Raw genomic sequence first — 14,565 nt, forward strand, 5'->3', positions numbered from 1 at the left:
ACTTCAGCTTTCTTAACTTTGTGCTTTCACAAAAAAAATCTTCATTTTGAAAACGATTTTATACAAGAATACTAAAATATCATACTCAGATTCTGGAATTGGAAACACAATAGTTTTACTTCACGGCTTTCTTGAAAACAAAAAAATGTGGTTAGAATATAATAATCTGTTTTCAGAAAAATATCGCGTTGTAGCAATCGACTTATTAGGTCATGGTGAATCTGATTGTTTAGGATATGTCCATAAAATGGAAGACAATGCAGGCGTTGTAAATGAAGTTTTAGAGCATTTGAATATTGAAAAAGCTACAATTGTCGGGCATTCAATGGGAGGTTATGTTGGTTTGGCTTTCGCCGAATTATACCCAGAAAAAATTCAGAAATTAGTTTTACTAAACTCCACTTCAAAAGAAGACAGCGCGGAGAAAAAATTAAACAGAACCCGAGCCATTAAAGCTGTAAAACAAAATTATGTCAATTTTGTAAGTTTAGCGATTGCAAATTTATTCAGCGAAAACAACAGAATTCGATTAGCAGAAGAAATCGAAAAAGTAAAAACGGAAGCTTTAAAAACACCTTTACAAGGAATTATCGCTTCTCAGGAAGGCATGAAAATTAGAAAAGACCGAGAAGAACTGGTTCGCAAAAATTTATTTCCGATTTTATTGATATTAGGAAAAAAAGATCCTGTTTTAAATTACGAAGAAAGTCTTTCACAAATCGAAGATACGACAGCAGAATTGGTTTCTTTTGAAGACGGGCATATGAGCCAGATTGAAAACAAAGAAGCTCTAAAAACTATTTTATTAGATTTCTTCGAATAAAAATCAAAACAATCAGGATCAAAAAAGGCCATTTCTAACCTAGGGTTGAAATAGCCTTTTTCTCATTCTTGGGGGCAAAATATCGTTATAACTTTGAAGTAATGTCTTTCTTGTATTTAGATAAAGTCGCTCTTGTTAAACCAAGATTTGCTTTAGTAGAATCTACAGCTAAGTAGATAAAATATCTTCCATCTTCAGAAACATCAATAATATGAATCTGATCTGTAAGGGTAATTAAAATATCATTAATTTTTTGATTTAATCCTAAAGCTCTAAGTGCATTTAATTTAGCTTTTACGACTTCTAAATTATAAGCTGAAGCCAATTCTGGATCAAAATCAGATTTTACTGTTAGAGAGCAATAAGACATTCCTGTTTCAACTTCTGTAACCGTAACAGCGATGAATCCGTTAACATTCTCTTTTAAATCGTTTTGAAAATTTTGCAAAAAATCTGACATGTGTATTAAATTTTTGGTTTTAAATTAGTTGTTAAAAATAGAATCCATTTTTCTTAGCAATAGACCCATTTTGCTTAAATCTTTAGAAAGCAACGCGATGCAATTATCATCTTGATTTTTGCTTGCTACAACAATTCCGTCGTTATTTTTTATCATAACTTGTTTAAGATCTCCATTATTAACGTCTTCAGACATTTCTAGGCACATCTTTAAAATCATTCCGATCATTGCTGCAACATTCCCGTCGTATTCTAAATTAACAGACTCATTCAAGATTCCATCAATATTAAAACTTAGTCCAGACTCTGCGCCAGTCTCTTCTACTAGTGTTTGTAAATCAATCATTTTCTTATTTGTCATGTTTTTGGAAGCGCCAAAGATATTTTAATATTGGCAATTGCGCGATAAACACTTGTTAAAAAAAGATGTAGTATAACGTACTGACGCACTTTTATTTATCACTTAATTAATCCTATTTTTTTGCAAAAAATCTGCAAAAAAAATTAACATAAAAAGCAAATAACACTAAAAACGTAACATTTTACTTAACAAAACTCATTTCTAAAATTAACATTTATAGATTGTTGCATTTGACAAAAGTTTTTCTATAGCTTTGCAAAAAAATTTAATAAAATGAAAACTGTTGACGAATTACGCTTTGACTTAAATGTAAAACTGGAGAAGTTTAGAAGATTTCGTATTGAAAACGGACACATTAACAACTCGACTTCTGAAGAAAAATCTAAAAAAGGTTTTTTCAAAAAAATATTCAGCTAAAAGCATCTAAAAAATTGCCGAATCTATCAGATAACCTTTCTGCATAAGTTCGGCTTTTTCATTGATTATCTGCAACTTACCATTATTCATTATTCTTAAATCTGTTGCAATTTCTATAACACTTCTATAATTGTGATCTGTAACAATTATTCCCTTTTCTTGAGAATTTTCTTTAATTAATAAAGCTACAATTTCTATCATTTTAGGAGACAAACCACTAAACGGCTCATCTAATAATACAAATTTTGACTGATTAGAAAGTATTAATTTAACTTGAAGATATCGCAATTCTCCAAAAGACAAATCCCTAATTTTTTGATTTAAAAGAGATTTTAAAAAATCATCTTCACAAACAAAGTGGGCTTTTTGTTTATCGACAGATAACAAAATGGTTTGCAAAACCGAAAAATGATTTGGAATAAATTGGTTTTGATGTAGATAACCAATTTCATTTAACAAAGTAGAGGCGTTATTTTTTGAAATTCCGTTAACAAAAATACTTTTATCCAAAGCTGGCACTATTCCAAATATAATTTTCAACAAGGTAGATTTTCCAGAACCATTCCTGCCAAACAAGCCTATTACTTGACCTGTTTCCAACTTCAAATAAATATCCGAAAGCAATAATTTATTATTAAAGCTTTTTTGAATTCCGCTGACTTCAAGAATATGTTTTTTCAAGATATTTTTTGAATTAAAATCCAAATCGCCGCACACAGAAATACAAAACCAAAATTTAGCAAAAGACTACAAAACACAAGCCTTCTTTTTGAAAGACCATTGTTCCTATAAAACAAATATTCGTTTTGGCGATATATTTCTTTAAATCCAATGCTTGAAGCAAAACCTAGTGTAGCTATCATCAATAAAAAATGATTAAATCCTCCAAAAAGAAATGCAATGGCAGAAACGGCTAAATTCACCATCAAAGTCGTCTTATAAAATTCAAATATGTTTCTAAATTTCCTGATAAGATGTTCTAGATTTTTTCCTCAAAAGGAATATTAATATCCAAAATCTCCGCTAGCAAATTAGCAATTTCTTCCAAATAAGAATTCAAGATTTGAGGTGACACTATAACATCTAGATCCTTTTCTTCTTTAAAGCCAAAAGGTAAAAAACCCGATTTCAAGTTTTTAAAGGATATAATTCCAACTTCTATCGGAAGTCCGCCTGCTTCTTTCTCAAACATGAATGCATAAGCCAAAACCTGAATGATTTTGTCGTTTTTAAGCTCTTGTGTTAATCCATTCCAAGATTTCAATATAACATTAGACTTTTCTACTTTTCCGGTCTTATAATCGATAATTCGGATTTTCCCATCTCGACGTTCAATTCGATCGACATTTCCTTTAATTAAAACAGGAAACGGCAATTTTGGATGAACAAACTCGCGTTCAAAAGTCTGCTCTAAAGCAATTATCTGAATCGCTTCATTGTTTTTTACCGATTCTAATTCCATTCTCAAGAAATTAGCCACATTTCGTTTTGCGACTTCAAAAGCCAAAAGATTTCTCCCTTTCTTGATTTCACCTTCTTTATAAACTAGCTTAAACTGCTTGAGCACTTCATCATCCAGTAATTTAAAACAATTTAAAAGATCATTCTCAGAAATAAATTTCCCAATAAAAGGCTCATAAAGCGTTTTTAATGTTTCGTGAATAATTGTTCCTAAAGTATTCAAAGCAATATTTTCTTCCACTTCTTCCACTTCACGAATTCTCAAAATCTTCTGAAAATAAAACTCAATCGGATTCCGAATATAACTAGTCAACGCTGAGGGCGAAAAACCATTAACAGCAATCTCCTTCAATCGCTCCATTACCAATTCAGACTTAGCAACAGAAATAGGCTCGTAAGCTGTATTGGGAAGATCAGGATTATAAATATCAAAAGTAATATTATGCTGTAGTTTCTTCTCGACTTCTAGTTGCGTAATAAAACGACTTCGTTCTCCAGCATCTAATCCGTCATTTTCAGTATTATAAATCAAATAAATATTTTTCGCCCTTTGTAATAGATGATAAAAATGATAGGTATAAATCGCATCTTTTTCCTTAAAAGTTGGAAGGCCAAGTTCTCTTTTTACATCATAAGGAATAAATGAATTCTGCGATTTTCCAGCCGGGAATTTACCTTCATTCATAGAAGTTATAATGACAGTATCGAAGTCCAAAACACGACTTTCCAAAACCCCCATGATCTGTAAACCTCGTAAGGGCTCACCCTCAAAAGATACTTCCGCTAAATCTATAATCTGTTTGTAAATCGAATGCAGTGTATCGATATTATCGATATGATGATGTTTTGAATAATAATTTATAAGCTTATTGATTACTTTAAAAACGCCATAAACAAAAGCTTTCGCAATTTTTTCTTCTTCATTATCATTGCTAAAATGATCTTTAATCGCGATCAATAAAGCCGAAATGTTTTTTAAAACCGTAACAGAACCTTTTTCCCATTTTTCAAATAACAAATTAAAAAAACTTGAAGACTCAGGATGAAGTTCTAAAATTTTCTGATGCGTAATAAAAGTATAATTATTCTCTTTTATAATTCGTACCAATCTATGTGCATTCGCATACGGCTCCACCAAAGGATGCGTCAAAATATCAAGCACGTCTTTATAATAAAAAACATAACTGCCTCCTTTTCGAGAAAGCGCATTGGTGTGCATTTTAAATAATTTGGCGACAAATATCTGAGACGGATTATTTTTCCCAGAATATCCCATCGTAATATTTAATGCCCCAACAGATGAAGGAAGCGAGTATAGAACAGGAACCAATAAGTTTTCCTCACCTAGCACCACTGCAACTTTATCTAGTGAAGCATCTGGGTTTTGATCTATTAAATTTTCAATAATACTTCCAGCCAATTTTGCTTGGCCAATTGTTTTTGGAGTTCCTATTATTTGAATGTTTTTTGACTGTGAAAAATCATCAACAATCCATTCAAAAACATTTGATTTATAATGTTTCCAACTTTCTTTAAATCGTCTTAAAAAAAGTCCTGCATCATGATATGGATCATTTAGAAAAGCCTGATCGGCATCCCAATAAATTCTAGCTTGATCTAAAGCTAGTAAATGCTGTACTATTTTTTCTTCGGCAGCATTCAAAGCATTGAAACCGGCAAAAATAAATGTACGGTTTCCAATAGTATTTGAAAAATGATTAAGATTATTTACCGCTTCTCTGTAAATCAAACCTTGATATCCAATTGACTTAAAAAGCAAATGATTGTACAACGACTCGTAGTACAACGGAAGTAACTTCCAGAAATCTATGTAGTTTTCAAGAAGCTTTGTTTTTTGATCTACTTCTAGTCCCCATCTTTTTATATCTTCAATATCTTTCAGATAAGACAGAATATGCGAAGGATCCAGAAGATATCTGTCAATTTCATTAAAGTCCTGTAGAAGCGTTTTTGCCCAGTTTGCAAACAGCTCAAAAGATTGTTGTTGTTTTTGTTCTGTAATAGATAAATAAACTTCATAAAATTCAAACAAAAGCTCAATCGAATCAACCGAACGAATTGAAGCTACATCTTGAACAAAATCTTCTATACTTGTAATCTCTGGAGCAATGATAGTTCTTGAAGTCTCTTTTTTAAGAGCTTCGATCAAAAAAACTTTTGCCCTTTTATTAGGAAGTATTATTGTTATTTCAGAAAGTTTGCCTGCAAAGTCCTGAATTACAATAGAGGCAATTTTTTGAAGAAAAGAAGTATTTACCATAGGATAAAAATAAAAAAAGCCATTCAATTAAGAATGGCTTTTCCTGTTTATTTAGAAAACTAATTATAGTTTACCTTGGTATTTAGAACCAATGTGTCTAATTTCAGTTCTTCTGTTTTGTGCTTTACCTGCAGCAGTTTTGTTACTTGCAACTGGTTGGCTAGCTCCAAATCCTTTAGACTCTAAGTTCTCTGGGTTTACACCTCTTTGAACTAATGCATCTAACACAGCTTTAGCTCTGTCTTCAGAAAGTTTTTGGTTGATTTTAGCAGAACCTGTACTATCTGTGTGTCCTTCGATAGAGAATTTCGCGTTTGGATAGTTTTTAAGGATTTCTTTAATTGCATCTAATCTAGCTTGAGTTTCTTTATCTCCAGTTTTGAAAGTAGCTTTTCCTGAGTTGAAGTATACCGCTCTAGCTTGAACTTTAAGATCTTCTAACGCCTCAGAAGTTACTTCTGGACATCCTCTGTTACTAGCAGGACCATAAACTGTTGGACAGTCATCATCTTTATCAGCAACACCATCTTTATCAGCATCTAAGAATGGGCAACCACCGTTTTCTTTAGGACCAGCAACTGTAGGACATTTATCGTCTTTATCAGCGATTCCGTCTCCGTCAGTATCAGGACAACCTTTTAAAGCAGCTAAACCAGCAACATCTGGACAAGCGTCATCTTTATCAGCAATTCCGTCTCCGTCAGTATCAGGACATCCGTTTAATGCAGCTAAACCAAATACATCTGGACAAGCATCAGAAGCGTCAACGATTCCGTCACCGTCAGTATCAGGACATCCGTTGAATTGTTTCAAACCAGCAACATCTGGACAAGCATCGTCTTTGTCATAAATTCCGTCTCCGTCAGTATCTTTACCTCCGAATTTGAAAATTAAACCTGCAGTGTGTTGGAAGTGAGATGGAGTATCAATTTCTCCATTGTAGTCATTTCTTCCTGGATTATCTCCAGAACCTGAAGCAACAGCCCATTTGTATCTTGTAGCAAGCTCAAGACCAATAGCATCTGTAAACCAGAAAGTGATTCCAGCTCCTGGGTTAACAGTTCCAAAACTGTCATCTCCTAAGAAAGTATAACCTCCACCAACAGATAACGAAGGATCAATCACTTTAGATTTGATTAATTCTTGGAAGCTGTATTTGATAGTAGCATCAATTCCGTAGTACATTAAGTCACCAGGATTAGTTACAACGTTACCTCTTCCATCATGTCCTGGAGCAGTTGGTCTAAAATAAACAGCTTTATCAATTTTGTTTACAGATCCTTGTAAACCAACTGAGAAACCGTGTCCAACATATCTATTTACTCCAATGTAAGATAGAGAAGGAAGAATATTCCAATTGTCTTTTACAGCGAATGGCTGAGAGAAGTGCTGATCAAAAAATCCGCTACCAGCTCCTGAACTTGTTCTAGTATCCACAGCATTAACCCCGAAAGAGATCGCCCATGGATTGTTACTGTCTTGCGCGTGAGAACTTAAACCCATCGCCATCAATACAGCAACTAAAAGTTTGTTAAGATGTTTCATACTTAATTTTTTTAATTACAATTTAGTTAATTACAAGCAAAAGTAACACCAAATTTTTTAAATACAAAATGAAATGTTAAAAAAAACCTACAAAAATTTGACCAAAGTGGTAATTATATAACTTTTAACATTTTACCGACAACTGTGAAGGCATTTATAGCTTTATCCAGGTGTTCTTTTTCATGCGCCGCAGACAACTGTACTCGTATTCTAGCCTTATCTTTTGGAACCACCGGAAAGAAAAACCCAATAACATAAATCCCTTGTTTCAAAAGTTCATTTGCCATCGTTTGAGACAATTTTGCATCATACAACATAACAGGCACAATTGCAGAATCTCCATCAATAATGTCAAAACCTGCTTTTTTCATACCTTCTTTAAAATAGTTGGTATTCCATTCTAGCTTATCACGAAGTGCAGTGTCTTTTTCTAACAACTCAAATACCTTTATAGAAGCCCCAACAATTGCAGGTGCCAATGAATTTGAAAACAAATAAGGTCTAGATCTCTGACGCAATAATTCGATTATTTCTTTTTTCGCAGTAGTATATCCTCCCATTGCTCCTCCTAAGGCTTTACCCAGAGTTCCCGTAATAATATCTACTCTTCTCATTACTCCCTTTGCCTCAAGAGTTCCTTTTCCTGTTGCTCCAATAAAACCAGCCGCGTGACATTCGTCTACCATAACCATTGCATCATATTTATCAGCAAGGTCACAGATTTTATCTAATGGCGCTACAAGACCGTCCATAGAGAAAACTCCATCAGTAACAATTAATTTAAAACGAGCTCCTGCTTCATTTGCTTTTATTAATTGCTGCTCCAAATCTTCCATATTATTGTTTTCATAGCGATAACGAGCCGCTTTACATAAACGAACACCATCTATAATAGAAGCATGATTTAAGCTGTCTGAAATAATTGCATCGTTTTCTCCTAACAAAGGTTCGAATACTCCTCCATTTGCATCAAAGGCTGCCGCATACAATATGGTATCTTCTGTACCATAAAAATCAGCAATCTTTTTCTCTAATGTTTTATGAATATCTTGTGTTCCGCAAATGAAACGAACAGAAGACATTCCGAAACCATGCGTATCCATTGCATCTTTAGCAGCCTGTACAACTTCTGGATGAGAAGAAAGTCCTAAATAATTATTAGCACAAAAATTCAACACTGTTTCGCCTGTCGAAATTGTGATTTCTGCACCTTGAGGAGACGTAATAATACGTTCCTTTTTAAAAATTCCATTTTCCTCAATTGTCTGCAATTCCTTTTGCAGATGTTCTTTTATTTTACCGTACATTTTATATTTATTTAAAACGTTAAAAATTAACAGCTTAACAAAAATAAAGCTTCGTTTTTCTTTAACATCTGATTAATTTTTTCACAAATTTACCACTTCAATTTCGGTTCCTATATACACTAATGCCTTTTTTAGAACCGTATATCCTAAATCTTCAATTGCATCTTGATACTCCTGAATTTGCTGCTGATATTTTGCATTAACAGCTCCAGTTTTATAATCCAATAAATAGGCTTGTTTATTTTCCAAAAACACAACTCTATCTGGCTTTAAAATCCTTCCTTCTTTTTGCACAATGGTCTGTTCATTCAGAACCCTATCTTTTCCATCAAAACAAATATTCAATTCGGGATGATTGACAATTTCTTTTAGGGTTTTCAAAACCTGATCTACTTGGTCGTACGTTATCAAACCATTTTCGATAGATTTTGTTACGGCCAAATCAACATCTGATTTATCTTTCACATAAGCCAGAATCTCATGAACAATATTTCCATATGAAATAGCTTCCTGCTGATGCGTCCCCCACATCAAAGCTTCACGCTGCGCGATTTTAATATTTTTCGGATTTAAAACCTCTCTCACAACAGGAATAGACTTGACTGTATCTACCGTTATTGTATTTTTTGACAATCTGGTTTTATTCCCAAACTCGTAATTCAATTTTTCTTCCTCATAAATCCCTTGATTAATCAAGAATTTAATAAAAAAAGAAGCCATGTTATTCGGATATTCGCCATCGCTTTTAGCTTTTAGCGATTGAGAAATTACATATAACTGTTCTTCAGCACGAGTTAGCGCAACATATAGCACATTTATATTATCTAAAAGCTCTTCTTGTTTTTTCAAATTGAAAACTGCCGAAGCGCTTTCGCCAAAACCCTCAACAGCACTGCTATTATCAACCAAAGCTTTTGGAACTCCCAAATCAATTTCCTCCGTATCTAGCCACAACTTATCTTTTGGTTTTCTATTATAATCTTCATCCGCAAAAGGCATAATTACAACCGGAAACTCTAATCCTTTAGATTTATGAATGGTCATAATACGGACAGCATTATTTCCTTCTGGAGACGGGATACTAAATTTCTCGGAATTTTTATCCCAGAAAATCAAAAAATCTGCAACACCAGATTGATTTCGAATATCTCTTTCTAAAACAATATCTAGAAAAAACTGCACATAAGCATTTCCTTCCGACGGAAGAATAAATTTAGAAATGATGATTTCTACCGCTTCATACAAAGATTTCTTTCGCACATCTTCAAACGAAAAAGAAACATCAAAAGTCATAAGCCATTCTTCAAATTCTTTTTCAAACCTATGACTCATTCCCAAAGCGATGAAATCATGCACAGGCATTGACAAATCTTTTGTCGACGAAAGAAAATGCAAAAAGTTGGCTTTCGACTCTAAATTGGCACTATTGTTTAAATATCTCAAAAGATGAACTATCAAACGAACTTCTGATGCATTTTGAATCATTAAAGTTTCCGAAGAAAGAAGCGGAACGCCTTGCTCCGTCAAATAATTTGCAACCGCAATTCCTTGATCTCTTTTTCTGGTCAGAATTACAATATCTTTATATTCAAAACCCTGTTTAACAACTTCTCGAATTGTATTTAAAGTTGCCAAAACATACAAATCAGATTTCTCTACCACTTCTTCTTCATCTACAGATTCATTTTTCTCAGCAATCGGAAGAAAAGAAATATTTACATAACCGCCTTTTTTTGAATTCGTATTTTGAAAACTGTGATTTTCATATAAATCCTTATAATCTTCATTTGTAAATTCAGTCGAAATCAATTTAAAGAAAGCATTATTGAATTCAATAACTTCACTATAACTTCTATAGTTGGTATCTAAATGCTTCACTACTTTTTCATGATGAAAAAAAGCCACCTCTTCTTTACTTAATTCAATAAATTGCTCTGCTTTTCCTCCGCGCCAGCGATAAATAGATTGTTTTGGATCTCCAACAATCATCAAAGTTCCTTTATTTCCGTAATCATCTAGACCAGAAAGCGAATTATCAATAAGCGGAATCAAGTTCTGCCATTGCATTTCTGAAGTATCCTGAAACTCATCGATAAAGAAATTACGATAACGCTCACCCAAACGTTCGTAAATAAAAGGTGCTGGCTGATTCTGAATTTCGCGATGAATGATCGCATTGAATTCTGAAATCGACAAGACATTTTGTTCTGACTGAATTTTTGCAAGCTCGTTACTCACAGTATTCAGCAAAGAAAGTGGTGTTATATTTTTTAAAAAAGCTTTATAAAAATCTCTTTTTTCAAAGTTTTGATAAACCTCTTTTAATATTTGAAGCAATTCTGGAATAATATTTTCAATTAACGCTCGGTCTTTTGCCGTTTTGTTAATCGCAATATCATCAAACTCATGAAAGGTTTTATTTTTTGGATTGAATTTTCCATCTCGAATACTTTGCAAATGATTTGGAAAAGTCCCTCTCGAAAATGATTTTGGATCAATTCCGTTTTTATCAATCAATTCAATTGCTTTCGTTGCAAGACCTTCATTTACATCTTCTAGCTCTTTACAAAGCACTTGCATCTTCTTTTTAATCTCAACAAACTCTTCAATAGTTTTATCTTGAAAATGCAGAATTTCATTTCTATTGTTCTCATTTAAAACCAATCTTCCTGTATCGAGAATTTCTCGAGAAACATCCCAACTTTTGTCATCATCGGTTTTTTCCATTGTAAAATCAATGAGCAGTTTGGTCAATGTTTCGTCTTCTCCAGCTTGTGCGATAATAGCATCAACAGCTTCAACCAATAAATTTTCGGTATCCAAAGTAACTTCAAAAGTCATCGGAAGATTCAAATCATGAGCAAAAGCACGAATAACTTTATGGGTAAATTTATCAATTGTAGAAATATCAAAAGCGGCATAATTATGAATTAAGTGCTTAATGATTTGCTGCGATTTGGTTTTAATTTTAATAATCGAAAGTCCAGTATCGCGCGATAAGTCCTCCATCAAATCGGCGGCTTTTGGAGACGGGTTGTCTTTTGCAAATTCAGACAGACTCCCAACAATACGGCTTTTCATTTCATGAACCGCTTTGTTGGTAAAAGTAATGGCTAAAATATTTCGGTACGCATCGTTTTTTGGAGAAGAAAGAATAATCTTTAAATATTCTTTTACCAAAGTATACGTCTTTCCTGATCCCGCAGAAGCATCATAAATGGAAAAAGACGGACTTTGCATAAGTTTAGTTTTAGTATTGTAAAAATAGCACAATTAAATATTAAATCCCAATAATGAAAAATTCCAAATTCTAATTTTTGAAGCACTAATTGCAAACAAATATTAGAATTTGGAATTTTTTATGTTGTATTTTTAAAAATAATTAGTGTTTTGGGAAAGCTCTTTTGTTAAAAACTAACAGTATACCTACACCTGTAGAAATTGCCACATCGGCTACATTAAAAATCGCATTAAAGAAAGCAAAGTGTTTTCCGCCAAATATTGGAAGCCAACTTGGAAGCTCTCCTTCCCAAATTGGAAAGTAAAACATATCTACAACCAGACCGTGAAACCATGTTCCGTATGGAACTGGAGAAAAAATAGTCGCTAAGTTATGTGTACTATCATCAAAAATAACCCCGTAGAAAACAGAATCAATAATATTTCCTGCTGCTCCAGCAAAGATTAATGCAATAGCTGCTATTAAATAATTCGAATGACGCTTTTTTACTGAATCAGAAAGCCACCAGCCAATTCCAACAACTGCAAAGATTCTAAATACGGTCAAAATTAATTTTCCATACTCTCCAGGAATTTTTGTTCCCCAAGCCATTCCTTCATTTTCAATGAAATGAATTCTAAACCAATCAGCAATCACAAATTCTTCGCCTAAAACGAAATTTGTTTTGACATAAATTTTAGAAAGCTGATCAACAATTAAAACTAAGAATATAAGGAAATACGCTTTTCGTAATGACATTTTATAATTTTTTGATGCGCAAAAATAACAATTTAATCAAAAAAAACGCTCCCAAAGGAGCGTTAATTGTTTTGTAACAAACTAAACAAGTTTATCTGCTAATCTAAACCGAGTAAAGTTTACTTTTTTACGGCAGCTTTTGCTGGTGTCTTTGGACTGTCGGAAAAAAATTCTGAAATGGACTTGAATATCCCTTTGCTTTCTTTTCCGGCCGCCAATTTCTTAGCTTCTCCCTTTTTTACATCAGCTTTAAACTTAACACGCAGTTTTTCAAATTCTTTCATTCTGCGCTCTACATCAGAGTTTACTTCTTTGAATTTCAATACTTTAGCCATAATGTAAGTTTTTTGTAGTAAATAATTTAAATTATTACTGATTTGGTACTACAATGATACATAATTTAATTTATATTTGTTAATAAAAATTAACACTTGTTTAGGATAACTTGAATTAATTTTTAAAAACGAATACCAACACAAACTGAATTTAACATTCCTCCCAAAATCCTACAAAAAATGAATGAAATCACAACCACACTAAATGACTTTCTTGTCAGCACAAAATCTACTGCTGCATTAATTTTAAATGGAAAAGGAAAACTTATCACTTCCTTAAATCTTGATTACGGCGACAGTATTGCCGCAATGAGTGCAGCTATTTTATCTATGAGCGAAAAATTCTTAATTGATTTGGAAAAAGGCTCTCTAAAACAATTATATCTAAAAAGTGCCGAAGGCGTTATTGTTGGAAACAAAATAAGCGGCTCTAACTTTATCGTTGCTTTCTCTAAAGAAGGAAGCAATCTAGCATTATTGATGCGCTCTACAGAAGAAGTTTCTGCAGAATTAAGCAAAAATTCCCTATTGAAATAATATAAATTCTATTAACAAATTAACCCAAATGAACTATGAGCAATGATTTTTTAAACGTGTTTTTGAACGAAATGAAAAGCAACGTAAACGGCTTTATCGCTGTAGCAGTAACAGAAATTGAATCTGGATTAAGCTTTGGAAATTTAACTATCGATCCAAGTTTTGATCCTGAACTTGCAGCAGCTTATAACTTAGAAGTTGTAAAAGCTAAATTGAGCGCTGTAAAAGCACTAAACCTAAACCAGGACATCGAAGATATTTTGATTACTCTTTCTAATCAAATTCATATTATCGATATTTCTCCAAACAAAAAATTCATGATTTATCTTGCTGCTGATGCTTCAAAAGCTAATTTAGGCATGACAAGAGCTATTTTAAGAAAACACAAAGCTGATGTTGAAAAAAATCTAGCATAACTTCTTAAAATACAATACACTGAAAAAACCGTCTTTATAAAGGCGGTTTTTTTTATTTGAATAGCAAACAAAAAACCAAAAAGAGTCAAACCAAATAGTTCTTACAAAAACCAATACCCTCTCTTTAAAATTATTTTGATTAATTATAAATAATTTCTTTCAAAGCACAAACCTAGCAATGAACTCTCTTATAGCTAAATGTTAAACAAAAAAAGCGCCCCTTAAAGGAGCGCTTTTTCTCTTACGTAGTTCTACGCAATTTTATCTTTGCAAGTTTTTAGCTTCGATACTCATTGTTGCATGAGGAACGATTTTAAGCCTTTCTTTGCTAATTAATTTACCTGTTACTTTGCAGATACCGTAAGTTTTATTTTCCACACGGAATAAAGCATTTTTTAAGTCACGAATGAATTTCTCTTGTCTGATAGCCAACTGAGAGTTTGCTTCTTTTGACATGGTCTCACTTCCTTCTTCAAAAGCTTTAAAAGTTGGAGAAGTATCGTCGGTACCGTTATTCAAATCGTTCATATAGGCACTTTTGATCAAATCAAGATCTTCTTGTGCTTTTTTAATTTTTGCTTGGATTATTTCTTTGAACTCTGCTAAATCTGCATCAGAGTATCTTGTAATTTCATCTATCATTT

Annotated in this window: 15 protein-coding genes; 4 read left to right on the plus strand and 11 right to left on the minus strand. The window is 32.8% G+C overall.

The features are described 5' to 3' along the window. The first annotated feature begins 46 nt into the window (after positions 1–46). Complete coding sequence (locus tag SOM12_RS16320; protein WP_320494276.1) at positions 47–823, plus strand: alpha/beta fold hydrolase; 777 nt, start codon at positions 47–49, stop codon at positions 821–823. An 85-nt stretch (positions 824–908) separates the two neighbouring features. Here SOM12_RS16320 and SOM12_RS16325 read toward each other — a convergent pair whose 3' ends face one another. Both SOM12_RS16325 and SOM12_RS16330 read right to left on the minus strand, forming a co-directional pair. Further along, entirely contained in the window at positions 909–1,283 is a 375-nt protein-coding gene (locus tag SOM12_RS16325; protein ID WP_320494277.1) for a hypothetical protein, read from the minus strand. Between the two features lie 24 nt (positions 1,284–1,307). After that, positions 1,308–1,643, minus strand: coding sequence for a hypothetical protein (locus SOM12_RS16330; protein WP_250834922.1), 336 nt, complete (start codon positions 1,641–1,643; stop codon positions 1,308–1,310). 273 nt (positions 1,644–1,916) lie between these two features. Here SOM12_RS16330 and SOM12_RS16335 point away from each other — a divergent pair, with 273 nt between their 5' ends. After that, positions 1,917–2,060 (plus strand): hypothetical protein, encoded by a 144-nt coding sequence (locus SOM12_RS16335; protein WP_172426846.1) that lies wholly within the window; start codon positions 1,917–1,919, stop codon positions 2,058–2,060. A 6-nt stretch (positions 2,061–2,066) separates the two neighbouring features. Here SOM12_RS16335 and SOM12_RS16340 read toward each other — a convergent pair whose 3' ends face one another. From SOM12_RS16340 to SOM12_RS16375, 8 genes are all read right to left on the minus strand, one after another. Then, positions 2,067–2,741, minus strand: coding sequence for an ATP-binding cassette domain-containing protein (locus SOM12_RS16340; protein WP_095928512.1), 675 nt, complete (start codon positions 2,739–2,741; stop codon positions 2,067–2,069). Continuing rightward, a complete protein-coding gene (locus SOM12_RS16345) occupies positions 2,738–2,986 on the minus strand; it encodes a hypothetical protein (RefSeq protein WP_320494278.1) in 249 nt (82 codons plus the stop codon). The genes SOM12_RS16340 and SOM12_RS16345 overlap by 4 nt, the downstream gene beginning before the upstream one ends. 53 nt (positions 2,987–3,039) lie before the next feature. Continuing rightward, positions 3,040–5,802, minus strand: coding sequence for a PD-(D/E)XK nuclease family protein (locus SOM12_RS16350; RefSeq protein ID WP_320494279.1), 2,763 nt, complete (start codon positions 5,800–5,802; stop codon positions 3,040–3,042). A gap of 63 nt (positions 5,803–5,865) precedes the next feature. After that, the gene (locus tag SOM12_RS16355) at positions 5,866–7,347 is read right to left on the minus strand and encodes an OmpA family protein (protein WP_320494280.1); all 1,482 of its coding nucleotides are present in this window, start codon (positions 7,345–7,347) and stop codon (positions 5,866–5,868) included. A 113-nt stretch (positions 7,348–7,460) separates the two neighbouring features. Continuing rightward, positions 7,461–8,654 carry a glycine C-acetyltransferase gene (gene kbl, locus SOM12_RS16360; RefSeq protein ID WP_320494281.1) on the minus strand — a complete coding sequence of 398 codons (1,194 nt, stop codon included), beginning with the start codon at positions 8,652–8,654 and terminating at the stop codon, positions 7,461–7,463. Between the two features lie 81 nt (positions 8,655–8,735). After that, a complete protein-coding gene (locus SOM12_RS16365) occupies positions 8,736–11,894 on the minus strand; it encodes a UvrD-helicase domain-containing protein (protein ID WP_320494282.1) in 3,159 nt (1,052 codons plus the stop codon). 142 nt (positions 11,895–12,036) lie between these two features. Beyond that, positions 12,037–12,633: a lipoprotein signal peptidase gene (locus tag SOM12_RS16370; protein ID WP_095928395.1), complete on the minus strand. Its 597-nt coding sequence runs from the start codon at positions 12,631–12,633 to the stop codon at positions 12,037–12,039. A gap of 119 nt (positions 12,634–12,752) precedes the next feature. After that, a complete protein-coding gene (locus SOM12_RS16375; RefSeq protein ID WP_095928396.1) occupies positions 12,753–12,968 on the minus strand; it encodes a hypothetical protein in 216 nt (71 codons plus the stop codon). Positions 12,969–13,148: 180 nt separating this feature from the next. Here SOM12_RS16375 and SOM12_RS16380 point away from each other — a divergent pair, with 180 nt between their 5' ends. Both SOM12_RS16380 and SOM12_RS16385 read left to right on the plus strand, forming a co-directional pair. Further along, positions 13,149–13,505 carry a roadblock/LC7 domain-containing protein gene (locus SOM12_RS16380; protein ID WP_091494460.1) on the plus strand — a complete coding sequence of 119 codons (357 nt, stop codon included), beginning with the start codon at positions 13,149–13,151 and terminating at the stop codon, positions 13,503–13,505. Positions 13,506–13,540: 35 nt separating this feature from the next. Further along, complete coding sequence (locus SOM12_RS16385; RefSeq protein WP_111365661.1) at positions 13,541–13,921, plus strand: hypothetical protein; 381 nt, start codon at positions 13,541–13,543, stop codon at positions 13,919–13,921. A gap of 261 nt (positions 13,922–14,182) precedes the next feature. Here the strand turns inward: SOM12_RS16385 and SOM12_RS16390 are convergent, their stop codons facing one another. Then, entirely contained in the window at positions 14,183–14,563 is a 381-nt protein-coding gene (locus SOM12_RS16390; RefSeq protein ID WP_012022792.1) for a TraR/DksA family transcriptional regulator, read from the minus strand. Between the last annotated feature and the right edge of the window lie 2 nt (positions 14,564–14,565).

Origin of the sequence: Flavobacterium sp. CFBP9031, from assembly GCF_034044945.1 — a bacterium.
GTDB lineage: Bacteria > Bacteroidota > Bacteroidia > Flavobacteriales > Flavobacteriaceae > Flavobacterium.

Bases quoted from the DNA above. Each gene is read 5' to 3' on its own strand.
- SOM12_RS16325 (WP_320494277.1), bottom strand. From the start codon at position 1,283: ATGTCAGATTTTTTGCAAAATTTTCAAAACGATTTAAAAGAGAATGTT.
- SOM12_RS16330 (WP_250834922.1), bottom strand. From the start codon at position 1,643: ATGACAAATAAGAAAATGATTGATTTACAAACACTAGTAGAAGAGACT.
- SOM12_RS16335 (WP_172426846.1), top strand. From the start codon at position 1,917: ATGAAAACTGTTGACGAATTACGCTTTGACTTAAATGTAAAACTGGAG.
- SOM12_RS16345 (WP_320494278.1), bottom strand. From the start codon at position 2,986: ATGGTGAATTTAGCCGTTTCTGCCATTGCATTTCTTTTTGGAGGATTT.
- SOM12_RS16350 (WP_320494279.1), bottom strand. From the start codon at position 5,802: ATGGTAAATACTTCTTTTCTTCAAAAAATTGCCTCTATTGTAATTCAG.
- SOM12_RS16355 (WP_320494280.1), bottom strand. From the start codon at position 7,347: ATGAAACATCTTAACAAACTTTTAGTTGCTGTATTGATGGCGATGGGT.
- kbl (WP_320494281.1), bottom strand. From the start codon at position 8,654: ATGTACGGTAAAATAAAAGAACATCTGCAAAAGGAATTGCAGACAATT.
- SOM12_RS16365 (WP_320494282.1), bottom strand. From the start codon at position 11,894: ATGCAAAGTCCGTCTTTTTCCATTTATGATGCTTCTGCGGGATCAGGA.
- SOM12_RS16370 (WP_095928395.1), bottom strand. From the start codon at position 12,633: ATGTCATTACGAAAAGCGTATTTCCTTATATTCTTAGTTTTAATTGTT.
- SOM12_RS16375 (WP_095928396.1), bottom strand. From the start codon at position 12,968: ATGGCTAAAGTATTGAAATTCAAAGAAGTAAACTCTGATGTAGAGCGC.
- SOM12_RS16380 (WP_091494460.1), top strand. From the start codon at position 13,149: ATGAATGAAATCACAACCACACTAAATGACTTTCTTGTCAGCACAAAA.
- SOM12_RS16385 (WP_111365661.1), top strand. From the start codon at position 13,541: ATGAGCAATGATTTTTTAAACGTGTTTTTGAACGAAATGAAAAGCAAC.
- SOM12_RS16390 (WP_012022792.1), bottom strand. From the start codon at position 14,563: ATGATAGATGAAATTACAAGATACTCTGATGCAGATTTAGCAGAGTTC.